The organism is Luteimonas sp. A478, assembly GCF_054052025.1.
In genome coordinates this window covers 355,149-368,011 of record NZ_JBSVRF010000001.1, presented here as the reverse complement: position 1 = coordinate 368,011, position 12,863 = coordinate 355,149, and the positions used below count along the sequence as shown (strand labels likewise).

The window sequence follows — 12,863 nt, the reverse complement described above, 5'->3', positions numbered from 1 at the left end:
GACGTATTCACAGCGTGTCCTGACCGGGACGGACCCGCCGGGCCGCCCGCGAACTCTTTCGCCTGGCCTCGGTGATGCCGCCAAACCACCTTCCGGTGATTGTTGTCACGCGGCTTCGCGCGCATGGCGCGCTCCTACAGAGGGTGACAGGGAGAAGGGATTACCAGCGCGGGCTGCGGGTGATGGGGGGGTCTTCCTGTTCGCGGTCGTAGGCGCGCAGTTCATCGCGCAGATGTGAGACGCGCTGGCGGCCAAGTGCGTTGCGCTGCTCGTCCAGCAGCACCCCGTCCAGCAGCTCGGCCATGCGCTGCGCGGTGGGGTGCATCGCGTCCCAGGCATCCAGCGCCGAGACCGGTGCGGGCAGGGTCAGGAAGAACGCGATCGCCGGCGTTTCCAGCTCCTGGATCTCGCCCATCTCGAAGCTGCCCGGCTTCTTGATGTTGGCCACGCTGAACACCGGTCCCATCTCCGGCCGGCCTTCCACCAGACGGTGGAACACGTTCATGTGGCCGTAGGTCAGCCCGGCCTTCTCCGCCGCCACTACGATGTCGGCGCCGCGCAGCACCTGGCCCGCCCGGGCCGCAATGTACAGCGTCACGATCTTGTCGAACTCGTTGCTGACCCGCCGCCCCAGCTCGGCATTGGGCGTGGCGGGATCGCCCACCGCGCTGTCGAACAGCTCCATCTCGGCCTGTGCCGCGGGGTCCGCCACATCATCCCCGGCCTGGGAGAGTTCCTCTTCGATCTGCGCACCAAGGGTCGGCTCGAGCCGCTCGCCGTTGCGCTGCTCAGAGGCAACCCGACGGCCCTGCGACGTCTTGCGTGGCCGGGTTCCGTGATACCAGATGGCGGCAAACAGGATGAGGCCAGCCACCACGATCGCGATTTGCATCAGCCTTGCGTCTGACACGTGAATTCTCCTTCTGGAACATGCACGTTCTGGAACATGCGCGAAAAACTGCGCCACAGGGTAACGCGGGATACCGGCCTGGTCAGGCGGCACCGACCAGGCGCGCAGCCTCTGCCAGGTCCACCGACACCAGGCGGCTCACGCCAGGCTCACGCATGGTAACGCCGGACAGCTGCTGCGCGGCCTCCATCGTTGCCTTGTTGTGGGTGACGAACAGAAACTGCACCTTCTCGCTCATCTCGCTCACCAAGGCCGTGAAACGGCCGACGTTGGCTTCGTCCAGCGGCGCGTCCACCTCGTCCAGCAGGCAGAACGGTGCCGGGTTGAGCTGGAAGATCGCGAACACCAGCGCCACCGCGGTCATCGCCTTCTCGCCGCCCGACAGCAGCGAGATGTTTGACACCCGCTTGCCGGGAGGCCGGGCCATGATCGCCACGCCGGTATCCAGCAGATCTTCGCCGGTCAGTTCCAGATAGGCGTGGCCACCGCCGAACAGGCGCGGATAGATTTCCTGCACGCCCGAGTTGACCCGGTCGAAGGTGTCCTTGAAGCGCCCGCGGGTTTCGCGGTCGATCTTGCGGATGGCGTCTTCCAGGGTCTCCAGGGCCGAGTTGAGGTCGGCATCCTGGGCGTCCAGGTATTCCTTGCGCTGGGCTGCCTCGGCATGCTCTGAAATCGCCGCCAGGTTGACCGGTTCCAACCGCCGCAGCTTGGCGTCGAAGTCGGTGACCATTTTTTCCCAATCGGCCGGCTGTGCGTCTTCGTCCAGCGCGGACAGCACTTGGTCCAGCTCAAAACCGCCTGCGGCCACCTCGCCGGCAAGCTGCTCGGCCCGTACCACCAGCGCCTGCTGGTCAACGCGGCGCTGGGAAATCTTCTCGCGGTGGGCCAGCGACTGCTCGTCGCGCTGCTGGCGGATCTGCTCCAGCTCGCGCAGTTCGTTCTCGATGCCCTGCAGCGCGGCGCGCGCCTCGTTCAGGGCCGCGTCCACCACCACGCGCTGCTCCAGCGTGATCTGGTGCTGGGCTTCGAGCTCCTGGACCGGGTCGTCGCCCTCGGTCAGCTGGGCACTGATCTGGGCCAGCCGCGAGTCCAGCTGTCCGCGCTGGCCGCCCATGCGTTCCAGGGCCTGGGTCAGGGCCAGCACCTGGGCCCGCTGCGACTCCAGGGTCAGGGCCAGGGCGTGGGCCATCTCACCGGAGGAGCGCGCCGCCATGCGGGCCGTATCGCGAGCGTCCGTCAGCACGCGGCGTTCGGCTTCCAGCGCCTGGCGGGTGCTTTCCAGCTCGGCCATGCGCTCCACCAGGTCTTCAAGCCGCGAGCGCGATTCACGTGCCTGTCCGGCGCTGGTGTCGGTGGTTTCGGCCAGCTGGGCCAGCTCGACGTCGATCTTCTCGATCCGGCCGCGGGCCGAATCCAGCCGGCCCTGCTGGCTCTGCAGCTGGCCCGCCAGTTCCGACACGCTGCGATGGGCCAGGTACAGCGCGCGCTGGGCTTCCTCGCGCTGCTGCTCTGCGGCCAGCAGCTGGCCGCGGCGGGCGGCGGTTTCCTCTTCCAGCTGAGCTTCGCGCTCCTGCAGCTCTTCAATGCCGGTGCGCAGGGACTGGATCTCGCGCTCACGCAGCAGCGCGCCCTGCTTGGCGGCGCCGGACCGCAGTACCCGCACCCAGCCGGCGCCGAGGCGCTCACCGGCGCGGGTGATGACGGAATCGCCCTCGTCCAGCCGCGCCTGCAATTCGCGGGCTTCGTTGAGATTTTCCGCCACGTGCAGGCGGGCCAGCAGGCGCCGGATGGCACCCGGGCCCTGCACCTTGGCCGCCAGCGAAGTGGCCGCGTACTGTTCATCGTCATCGGCCGCGGACACCAAAGCCAGACGCCCCTCGCCCAGGTCTCCGAGTGCGCCTACCAGGGCTTCGGGCTGGTCCACCAGGACGCCTTCAATCAGCTGGCCCAGCGCGCTTTCGACCGCATTCTCCCAGCCGCTTTCCACCTGCAGCCGCTCACCAACGCGCGCGGCCGAATCCAGCCCGTGGCGCTGCAGCCACTCCACCGCCGCGCCCTGTTCCTGGCCCAGCGCCGCGTGCTGCAGGGTTTCCAGCGAAGACAGGCGTCCGCGCTGCTCCTGCAGCCGCTTGCGCAGCTCCGACATTTCGTTATGGGCGTTGCGCTGATCTTCCTGCACGGTCAGCGCGGCCTGCTTGCGCGCTTCCAGATCGGCAGTGAGCGTCTCCAGTGCGAGCTTCTGCTCCTCATGCTGCTGGTCGACCTCGGCGAAGCGCTCGGCCAGCGCGTCCAGATCAAGGCCTTCGCGCTCGGTGGCCAGCTGCTGGCGGCGGCGGTCGGCATCCAGAGACTGCCGGTCCAGGTAATCGACGCGTGTGCGTTCCACGTCGGCAGCGCGCGTGGCTTCGGCCACCTCGCGGCCATGTTCATCCCAACCCTGCTGCCAGTCGGTGAGCCGAGCTTCGGCATCGCGCAGGATCTCCTGACGCTGGGCGTCTTCCTCGCGCAGCTGCTCCAGCCGCGGCTCGGCCTCCAGGATTGATTCCTGCAGCGCTTCCAGCCGTTCCTGATCGGTGCTGATGTGCTCACCAATCTCGGCCAGCGCTTCCTGGGCTTCCTCGCGCGCCTTCACCAGCCGGCCGGACAGTTCGCGCTGGTGGGTGATCTGCTGCTCCACCCGCGCCAGGCTGCCACCTACTTCGTAGACCGCAGCCTGGGCCTGGCCCAGTACCTCGGATGCTTCCTCCCGGCGCACGCGATTGGTCTCGATCCGGCGCTCGGCATCGCGCTGTTCGGCCACCAGCTGCTCGAGCCGGGTTTCCTCGCGGGCCAGGTCTTCGCGCATCTTGCCCAAGCGCTGGTCCAGCGCGCGGTACTCCAGCGTCTGCCATTCGGCATGGCGGATCTTCCGCTCGGCCTGGATCGCGGTGTACTGCTCGGCCTGGCGCGCCTGGCGGGCCAGGTGCTGCAGCTGCTTGCCGACCTCATCGCGCAGGTCACTGAGCCGGTCCAGGTTCTCGCGGGTATGGCGGATCCGGGTCTCGGTCTCCTTGCGCCGCTCCTTGTACTTGGAGATGCCGGCGGCCTCCTCCAGGTACACCCGCAGGTCCTCGGGCCGGGCGTCGATGATCTGGCTGATCATGCCCTGCTCGATGATCGAGTAGCTGCGCGGCCCCAGGCCGGTGCCCAGGAACAGATCGGTGATGTCGCGGCGGCGGCAGCGGGTGCCGTTGAGGTAATAGTTACTCTGGCCATCGCGGCTGACCAGCCGCTTGACCGAGATCTCGTTGAACGCCGCGTACTCGCCGGAAATCGTGTGGTCCGAGTTGTCGAAGATCAGCTCCACCGTGGCCTGCGACACCGGCTTGCGGGCCGAGGAGCCTGAAAAAATCACGTCGGTGAGCGAGTCACCGCGCAGCCGGCTGGCGGTGCTCTCGCCCATGACCCAGCGCACCGCATCGATGATGTTCGATTTGCCGCAGCCGTTGGGACCCACCACGCCGGTCATGTTCGTCGGCAGGTGCAACGTGGTGGGGTCGACGAAGGACTTGAAGCCGGACAGCTTGATCGTTGACAGGCGCATGCGGCGGTGGGTGCCTCAGCGGCCACCGACGCTGCCGGCCGGCCGCACTCATGAGTGGAAAGGGATTAAAAACCCCTCGTAAGCAACTGATTTCAAAGGACAACGCGCAGGGTCAAATCCGCGCCACCCTGCAGTATACCGGCCAGTTACACCTCCAGTCAGCCCGGCCCTGCAAGCCCGGACGAAGGCACTGCCCCGGACCTGATCGCCGGACAGGCCCCGCAGCGCACGGCGGCGGTTCAGGCACAATCGCCCGATGGCCAAACCTTCCGCCTCCTCCGCCCCGGGCCGCCAGTCCAATCCCAGCCTGCGCGAACGCTTCCAGGCGATGCGCAACGTACCGCCGTTCCTGCGCCAGATCTGGGCCGCCAGTCCGACCCTGAGCATCACCAGCCTGGGCCTGCGGCTGATACGCGCATTCCTGCCGATCCTGATGCTGTACGTGGGCAAGCTGATCATCGACGAGGCGGTGCGCCTGGTCGGCCTTGGCATCACCTTCGACACGCTGGGCGAGGCCTGGCGCAGCGGGCTGTTGCACCACCTGCTGTGGCTGCTGGCGCTGGAGTTCGGGCTGGCGATCGCGTCCGACCTGATCGGGCGCATGGTGGCCTACGCCGAGTCGATGCTCTCGGAGCTGTTCACCAACGCCACCAGCATCCGCCTGATGGAGCACGCGGCCACGCTGGACCTCGAAGACTTCGAGGATCCGGAGCTGCAGGACAAGCTGGACCGCGCCCGCCGCCAGACCATGGGCCGCAGCAACCTGATGGCCCAGCTGTTCGGGCAGCTGCAGGATGTCATCACGGTGATCAGCTTCGCCGTCGGCCTGCTGGTCTACGCGCCCTGGCTGATCCTGCTGCTGGCGGTGGCACTGATACCGGCTTTCATCGGCGAATCGCACTTCAATGCGCTGGGCTATTCGCTGAACTTCATGCGCACGCCGGAGCGCCGCCAGCTCGAATACATGCGCCAGACCGGCGCCAGCGTGGAGAGTGCGAAAGAAGTAAAGATCTTCAACCTGCACCGGTTCCTGGTGGAGCGTTACCGGACCCTGGCCTGGGATTTCTACAAGGCCAACCGGTCCCTTGCCCGCCGTCGCGCGGCCTGGGGCGCGCTGCTCGCGGCCCTGGGCACGCTGGGCTACTACGTGGCCTATGCCTATATCGCCTGGCGCACAGTGCGCGGCGATTTCACCATCGGTGACCTGACCTTCCTGGCTGGCAGCTTCCGCCGCCTGCGCCAATTGCTGGAGGGGCTGCTGGTGGGCTTTTCCCAGGTGGCCAGCCAGGCGCTGTACCTGGACGACCTGTTCTCGTTCTTTGCGATCGAGCCGGAGATCCGCTCGCCGGAAAACCCGGTGCCGTTCCCGAAGCCCATCCGCGAAGGGTTCGTGTTCGAGAACGTCGGCTTCCGCTATCCGGACGCCCCCCACTGGGCGCTGCGGAACGTGGATTTCACCCTGCAGGCGGGCGAGGTGCTGGCCCTGGTGGGTGAGAACGGCGCCGGCAAGACCACCCTGGTGAAGCTGCTGGCCCGGCTGTATGACCCCGACGAGGGCCGGATCCTGCTGGACGGACGCGACCTGCGCGACTACGACCTGGACGAGGTGCGGGCGAACGTGGGGGTGATCTTCCAGGATTTCGTGCGCTATCACCTGACCGCGGGCGAGAACATCGGGGTCGGCCAGATCGATGCGATGGACGATCAGGCGCGGATCCGCGAGGCCGCACACCGGGCGATGGCCGATGAGGTGATTGAATCGCTGCCCAAGGGCTACGACCAGCTGATCGGCCGGCGCTTCAGCAGCGGCCTGGACCTGTCCGGCGGGCAGTGGCAGAAGATCGCGATTGCCCGGGCCTACATGCGCGATGCCCAGGTGATGATTCTGGACGAGCCCACTGCGGCTCTGGATGCGCGCAGCGAGTTCGAGGTGTTCCAGCGCTTCAAGGAGCTGTCGGACCAGCGCACTGCGGTGCTGATCTCCCACCGGTTCTCAAGTGTGCGCATGGCCGACCGGATCCTGGTGATGGATCAAGGCCGGATCGAGTCCAGCGGCACCCACGAGGAACTGATGGCCGAAGGCCGCCGCTACGCCGAGCTGTTCGAACTGCAAGCCGCGGGCTATCGCTGAGGAGCCTTGCTGCCCGGGCAAAGGACCGGCTGCTTCCTCGTAGGAGCGCGCCATGCGCGCGAAGCCGCGTGACTTTTGATTTCTTTTGCCAGGCGGATCTTGAGCGGGCTGTCCCGCCGGCCCCTCAGCCATCGCGGCCATCGCTCCATGATCAGTGGTCACGCGGCTTCGCGCGCATGGCGCGCTCCTACTGGAACAGGTCGCGCTGGTCGTCGGCGAGCGCTGAGTAATCCAGCTTGCCATCGACGATCCGCGCGGCGGGCGTCCACGGGTGCTCCTGGCTGCGGCCGGGGTTCATCAGATGGACCACCCGCCAGCCGCGGGCCTTGAAGTCGTCGGAGATCAGGCTGCGGTGACAGCGCCACCATGGGGCTTCGGCGCACATCACAGCAGTCCGCTGCTCAACGGCAAGCGCCATCAGCCGCTCGCGCCCCCGGACAAATTCCGGGGTATCCATATAGTCGGCATAGCCGCGAAAGCTGGTGTTGCGCCATGCGGTGTGGGGCGAATCGGGCCGGGCGGGCCGGCGCCCGCCAAGTTCGGTCATGGGAACGTATTCGATCCCCGCCGCCGGAAGGCTGACAGCCAACGACTCTGCCGAGAACTGCGGGTTGCGGCGGGAGCCGGGAAACCGGCGTACATCGGCCAGCCGCGTCACTCCGGCCTCGCGCAGCATCGCGACCAGTTCCTCCAGTGGGCGCGTCGAATGGCCAATACTCCACAAAGTCGACACATCCGGCCCTGCATGCTCACGCTCGTCCATTCATCAATGATCGTCCAAGGGGAGTCAACGGCATGTCCAGCCAAGTGAATCCGGAATCGCACCCACCTGCAGGCGGCATTGCCCGCAAGGCCCAGATCCTCGGTTTCCTGCTCAAGTACCGCAATGCCGGCGTGTTCTCCTTCGAGATGGACGAGTCCGCGCTTGAAATGGAACTGCCGAAAGACTCTTCCGACGACCGCCCGGAGCAGTTCGTCAACGACCTGGAGGCACTGGGGCCGACCTTCGTCAAGATCGGCCAGTGGTTGTCCACGCGTCCTGACATGGTGCCGCCCGAATACCTGGCAGCGCTGGAGCGGATGCAGGACGACGTGGCTCCCGAATCCTGGCAGGCCATCCATGAAGTGATCGAGCAGGAACTGGGCATGCGTCCGGAGCGCGTGTTCGGCAGCATCGACGAGACCCCGCTGGGCTGCGCCTCCCTGGCCCAGGTGCACCGGGCCACGCTGCGCGACGGCCGTGAGGTGGCGCTGAAGGTGCAGCGGCCCAACATCGAAAAGCTCATCCGCGAGGACCTCGCCCTGCTGGCCGGGCTGGCCGAGCGCGTCGACCAGATGACCGATCTGGGCCGCCGCCTGCACCTCGCCGACTGGGTGGGCGAATTCCGCCGCGCGCTGCTCGCGGAACTGGACTATCGGGTGGAGGCGCAGAACCTCGACCGCTTCGACACCCACTTCGAGAAGTATCCGGAAGTGTTCGTGCCCAAGCCGGTCTGGGACCTCACCCGCCCCCGCCTGCTGACCATGGAGCTGGTGCGCGGAACCAAAGCCACCGATATTTCCGGGCTGCGCCGCACCGAGCAGGATCTGGGTGCGCTGGCCGCGGTGCTGATGCGCGCCTACCTGGACCAGGTCTTCGTGCACGGTGAAATCCATGCCGACCCGCACCCCGGCAACCTGCTGGTGACCGACGACGGCCGCCTGGCCCTGTTCGACCTCGGCATGGTGGCGCACGTGCCGCCGCGCCAGCGCGACCGGCTGCTGAAACTGCTGTTCGCCGCCGTGGATGGCCGTGGCGAGGAAGCGACCGCCGAGGCCATCGCCATGGGCACCCGCCTGGAGGACTTCGACGAGCCGCGCTACGTGCGTGAGGTGTCCCAGCTGGTGGCCCGCTATGCGGCCGGTTCGCAGGCATCGTCCATGTCGGAGGGCCGGCTGGTGCTGGATCTGGTGCGCCTGTCCACGGCCTGCGGGCTGCGCACCCAGCCGGAGCTGAGCCTGCTGGGCAAGGCCCTGCTGCATCTGGAGCAGGTCGCCAAGGCGCTGGACCCGGACCTGGACGTGAAGCAGGTGGTGGAAAGCCACCTGCAAAGCGTGATGAGCGCGCGCCTACGCAAATCCTTCTCGCCCGCCAACCTCGCCAGCGAGGCCATGGAACTGCAGGCGCTGGTGCGCGAGGCGCCGCGCAAGATCGGCGATGTGCTCTCGCTGCTTGCCGACAACCGCATGCAGGTGCGGGTTGCCGGGCTGGAGGAATCGCACCTGCTGGAAAGCCTGCACAAGATCGCCAATCGCATCACCGCCGGCCTGGTGACGGCCGCGTTGATCGTCGGGGCCGCGCTGATGATGGGCGTGGATGGTGGACCGCGTCTGTTCGGCTATCCCGCCATCGCCTTGGCGCTATTTACGGTGGCCGCGGGGATCGGGCTGGCGATCGTGGTGCGGACCTTGGCCAGCGACCGCAAGCCACGCCCCCGTGAGGAAAGTGCCCCACGCTGAGCCGCTGTGGCCACGCTGTTCCACGATTGGGACAGGGTGGCGCAAGGCTCGGGACGGGATGAACAGGTAGAATAGAGGCCCCCACGCGCTATAAACAGAACGAGCATGAGTTCCGCTTTCGGCACCGAGACCGTGCTGGACGTCCGCCACTGGACCGACGACTACTTCAGCTTCACCACCACCCGCGACGATGGCTTCCGCTTCGATAACGGTCAGTTCGTCATGCTCGGCCTACGCCAGGAAGAAGGCGCCAAGCCGCTCATGCGCGCCTACTCCATCGCCAGCGCGAACTGGGAAGAGCAACTGGAGTTCTTCAGCATCAAGGTGGCGGACGGCCCGCTGACTTCCAGGCTCAAGGACATCGAGCCCGGCGATGAGATCGTGATCAGCCGCAAGCCCACCGGCACCCTGCTGATCCACGACCTGCATCCCGGCCGCAACCTGTACCTGATCGGCACCGGCACGGGCCTGGCTCCGTATCTTTCGGTGATCAAGGATCCGGAGACCTACGAGCGCTTCGAGCGCGTGATCCTCTGCCACGGCGCGCGCCATGCCGTTGACCTGGCCTACTCCGAATACATCCGCAACGAGCTGCCCCACCACGAGCTCCTCGGCGAAGTGATCGGCGAGAAGCTGCTTTATTTCCCGGCAGTGACACGCGAGGACTTCCAGCTCGACGGACACGACCACCGTGGACGCCTGACCGCGCACATGGACAGCGGCCGGATGATGGAGATCCTCGGCCTCCAAGCGCTGGACCCGAAGCATGACCGCGCGATGATCTGCGGCAGCCCCCAGGTGCTGGCCGATGTGCGCAGCCTGCTGGACGCGCGCGGCTTCACCCCGGCTCCCCGCATCGGTACGCCGGGCGAGTATGTGTTCGAGCGGGCTTTCGTGGAAAAGTAAGCTGCGCCGCGACCGCCGGCCGCTATAATCCGCGGCATCCGGCGATGCGCCGCTGCCTTAGGGGTTCCCTCAATGAAGATCCTGGTTGCCGTTGACGGCAGCGACATCAGCATGCGCGCGGTGAGGTTCGTGGTTTCCCTCAACCGCGAACTGGCCAAACCCGCACGGGTGACCCTGATGGCCGTGGATCCGCCGCCCTTCCCGGGCGTGGAAACCCGCCTTGGCAGCCAGGCGGTCCGGCAGATGCAGGAGGAAACCCTGGAGTCGATGCTCAAGGACGCCCGCCGTTCGCTGTCGCGAGCGAAGCTGGAACTTACCGAGCGTGCCGAGATCGGCGAGATTGCCGAAACCATCCTCAAGGTGGCGGAAAAAGATCGCGTGGACCTGATCGTGCTCGGTTCGCACGGCCGCGGTGCGGTCAAGGGCATCCTGCTCGGATCGGTGTCGAGCAAGGTCATCGCCCAGACCGGTATCCCGGTCACCATCGTTCGCTGACCCCTCTGCGAAGGCTTCAAAACGCCCGTGCCATAGGTCACGGGGCAGCAATGCTGCGTCTGCGGTAAAATCAAGGGCTTGTCAACGAGCAGGATCCGCAGCACATGAAGAAGACCGGCCTTACCCTGGCGCTTGCCGCCGCACTCGGAATGGGCGTCAGCGCCTGCAGCACAGACAGCCCCGTTGCCGGCGAAGTCGGCGAGACCAGCGAGCAGGTCATGCCCTTCACCCAGGACAACCCTTTCGCCGCCCCGAGCGAGCTGCCCCTGCAGTTCCCGCCCTTTGACCAGATCAAGGACGAGCACTTCGCCCCGGCATTCGAGGCCGGCATGGCCGAAGCCCTGGCCGAGATCGACGCGATCGCCAACAATTCCGAAGAGCCCACCTTCGAGAACACCATCCTGGCGATGGAGCGCTCGGGCGAAACCCTGAGCCGCGCCCTGCGCGTGTTCTACAACCTGGTCGGCACCGACACCAACGACACCCGCCGCAAGCTGCAGGCCGACTACTCGGCCAAGTTCGCCGCGCACAGCGACGCGATCTCGCTCAACCCGGCCCTGTTCGAGCGCATCGACACGCTATACAACCAGCGCGATTCGCTGGGCCTGGACGCCGAGGGCGTGCGCCTGATCGAGCGTTATCACACCAGCTTCGTCCGCTCCGGCGCCGCCCTGTCGGAAGAGCAGAAGGCGCGGATGAAGGAAATCAACGCCGAAGCCGCCAACCTGGGCACGCAGTTCAGCCAGAACGTGCTGGCCGAGGTCAATGACTCCGCAGTCATCGTCGACACCCGCGAAGAGCTGGAAGGCCTGACCGAAGCCCAGATCACCGCCGCCGCCGACGCCGCCACCGAGCGCGGCCACGAAGGCAAGTACGTCATCACCCTGCTCAACACCACCGGCCAGCCGCCGCTGCCGCAGCTGGCCAACCGCGAGCTGCGCCAGCGCATCCACGAGGCCTCCGTGGTCCGTGGCGCGCGTGGCAACGAGTGGGACAACCGCGAAATCATCTCCCGCGTGGTCAACTTGCGCGACGAGCGCGCCAAGATGCTGGGCTTCGACAACCATGCCGCCTACGTGCTCGCCGACTCCACCGCCGGCACGCCGGAAGCAGTCAACGAGATGCTCGGCCAATTGGCCCCGCCCGCGGTTGCCAACGCCAAGCGCGAGGCCGAGAAGCTGCAGGCCATGATCGACCAGGAGCAGGCCGCCAAGGGCGAGCCGAGCTTCCAGCTCGAGCCATGGGACTGGGCCTACTACACCGAGAAGGTGCGCCAGGCCGAGTACGACTTCGACGAGTCGCAGCTCAAGCCCTACCTGGAAATGATGAACGTGCTCGAGAACGGCGTGCTCTACGCTGCCACCGAGCTGTACGGCATCACCTTCAAGGAACGCACCGACCTGCCGAAGTACCACCCGGACACCTGGATCTACGACGTGTTCGACAAGGATGGCTCGCAGCTGGCGATCTTCATCTTCGACCCGTATGCGCGTGCTTCCAAGCGCGGCGGGGCGTGGATGAACTCCTACGTGTCGCAGTCGCACATGATGGACACCAAGCCGGTGGTGGCCAACCACCAGAACATCACCAAGCCGGCGGGCGGTGAGCCGACCCTGCTGACCTGGGACGAAGTGACCACCATGTTCCACGAGTTCGGCCACGCGCTGCACGGCATGTTCTCGGACGTGGAGTACCCGTACTTCAGCGGCACCGCGGTTCCGCGCGACTTCGTGGAGTTCCCGTCGCAGGTGAACGAGATGTGGGCTGACTGGCCGTCGATCCTGGCCAATTACGCCAAGCATCACGAGACCGGCGAGTCGATGCCGCAGGAGCTGCTGGACAAGGTGGTCGCGACCGCCAAGTTCAACCAGGGCTTCGCCACCACCGAGTACCTGGGCGCCGCCATGCTCGACCAGCGCCTGCACCAGGCGGCCACGGATGACATCCCGACCGCGGACGAGGTGGTCGAGTTCGAGGCTGCCGCGCTGGCCGCCGACGGCATCGACTTCGCTGCCGTGCCGCCGCGCTACAAGCTGCCCTACTTCAGCCACATCATGGGCGGCTACTCGGCGGGCTACTACGCCTACATCTGGTCCGAGGTGCTGGACGCCAACACGGTGAGCTGGATCGAGGAAAATGGCGGTCTGACCCGCGAGAACGGCGACCGTTTCCGCGCCACGCTGCTGTCGCAGGGCGGAAGCAAGCCGGCGCTGGATCTGTTCCACGCATTCTCCGGTGCCGAGCCTGACATCCAGCCGCTGCTGGAGCGTCGCGGCCTGGTTGATCCGGCGAACTGATCCAAGCTGCTTTGCGTGACACGAACCGCCCGGAGTGAT

Annotated in this window: 8 protein-coding genes; 5 read left to right on the top strand and 3 right to left on the bottom strand. The window is 66.6% G+C overall.

Going from position 1 to position 12,863, the window contains the following annotated elements; genetic code table 11:
• Positions 1-160 precede the first annotated feature (160 nt).
• Both zipA and smc read right to left on the bottom strand, forming a co-directional pair.
• Complete coding sequence (gene zipA, locus ACW7G3_RS01795) at positions 161-910, bottom strand: cell division protein ZipA (protein ID WP_456980786.1); 750 nt, start codon at positions 908-910, stop codon at positions 161-163.
• 82 nt (positions 911-992) lie between these two features.
• Positions 993-4,496, bottom strand: a complete 3,504-nt coding sequence (gene smc / locus ACW7G3_RS01790; RefSeq protein ID WP_456980785.1) for a chromosome segregation protein SMC — start codon at positions 4,494-4,496, stop codon at positions 993-995.
• A 256-nt stretch (positions 4,497-4,752) separates the two neighbouring features.
• Here smc and ACW7G3_RS01785 point away from each other — a divergent pair, with 256 nt between their 5' ends.
• Entirely contained in the window at positions 4,753-6,627 is a 1,875-nt protein-coding gene (locus ACW7G3_RS01785; protein ID WP_456980784.1) for an ABC transporter ATP-binding protein, read from the top strand.
• A 187-nt stretch (positions 6,628-6,814) separates the two neighbouring features.
• Here ACW7G3_RS01785 and ACW7G3_RS01780 read toward each other — a convergent pair whose 3' ends face one another.
• Positions 6,815-7,390 (bottom strand): DUF488 domain-containing protein, encoded by a 576-nt coding sequence (locus ACW7G3_RS01780; RefSeq protein WP_456980783.1) that lies wholly within the window; start codon positions 7,388-7,390, stop codon positions 6,815-6,817.
• A gap of 32 nt (positions 7,391-7,422) precedes the next feature.
• On the opposite strand from ACW7G3_RS01780, the gene ACW7G3_RS01775 reads away from it, so the two are divergent.
• From ACW7G3_RS01775 to ACW7G3_RS01760, 4 genes are all read left to right on the top strand, one after another.
• The gene (locus ACW7G3_RS01775) at positions 7,423-9,126 is read left to right on the top strand and encodes an ABC1 kinase family protein (protein ID WP_456980782.1); all 1,704 of its coding nucleotides are present in this window, start codon (positions 7,423-7,425) and stop codon (positions 9,124-9,126) included.
• 105 nt (positions 9,127-9,231) lie between these two features.
• Positions 9,232-10,032, top strand: coding sequence for a ferredoxin--NADP reductase (locus ACW7G3_RS01770; protein WP_456980781.1), 801 nt, complete (start codon positions 9,232-9,234; stop codon positions 10,030-10,032).
• Positions 10,033-10,104: 72 nt separating this feature from the next.
• Positions 10,105-10,527 carry a universal stress protein gene (locus ACW7G3_RS01765; RefSeq protein ID WP_456980780.1) on the top strand — a complete coding sequence of 141 codons (423 nt, stop codon included), beginning with the start codon at positions 10,105-10,107 and terminating at the stop codon, positions 10,525-10,527.
• Between the two features lie 104 nt (positions 10,528-10,631).
• Entirely contained in the window at positions 10,632-12,824 is a 2,193-nt protein-coding gene (locus ACW7G3_RS01760) for a M3 family metallopeptidase (protein WP_456980779.1), read from the top strand.
• Positions 12,825-12,863 lie beyond the last annotated feature (39 nt).

Excerpts from the sequence above, each read along its gene's own strand:
- ACW7G3_RS01770 (WP_456980781.1), top strand. The coding sequence starts at position 9,232 with ATGAGTTCCGCTTTCGGCACCGAGACCGTGCTGGACGTCCGCCACTGG.
- ACW7G3_RS01760 (WP_456980779.1), top strand. The coding sequence starts at position 10,632 with ATGAAGAAGACCGGCCTTACCCTGGCGCTTGCCGCCGCACTCGGAATG.
- ACW7G3_RS01780 (WP_456980783.1), bottom strand. The coding sequence starts at position 7,390 with ATGGACGAGCGTGAGCATGCAGGGCCGGATGTGTCGACTTTGTGGAGT.
- ACW7G3_RS01785 (WP_456980784.1), top strand. The coding sequence starts at position 4,753 with ATGGCCAAACCTTCCGCCTCCTCCGCCCCGGGCCGCCAGTCCAATCCC.
- ACW7G3_RS01765 (WP_456980780.1), top strand. The coding sequence starts at position 10,105 with ATGAAGATCCTGGTTGCCGTTGACGGCAGCGACATCAGCATGCGCGCG.
- smc (WP_456980785.1), bottom strand. The coding sequence starts at position 4,496 with ATGCGCCTGTCAACGATCAAGCTGTCCGGCTTCAAGTCCTTCGTCGAC.
- ACW7G3_RS01775 (WP_456980782.1), top strand. The coding sequence starts at position 7,423 with ATGTCCAGCCAAGTGAATCCGGAATCGCACCCACCTGCAGGCGGCATT.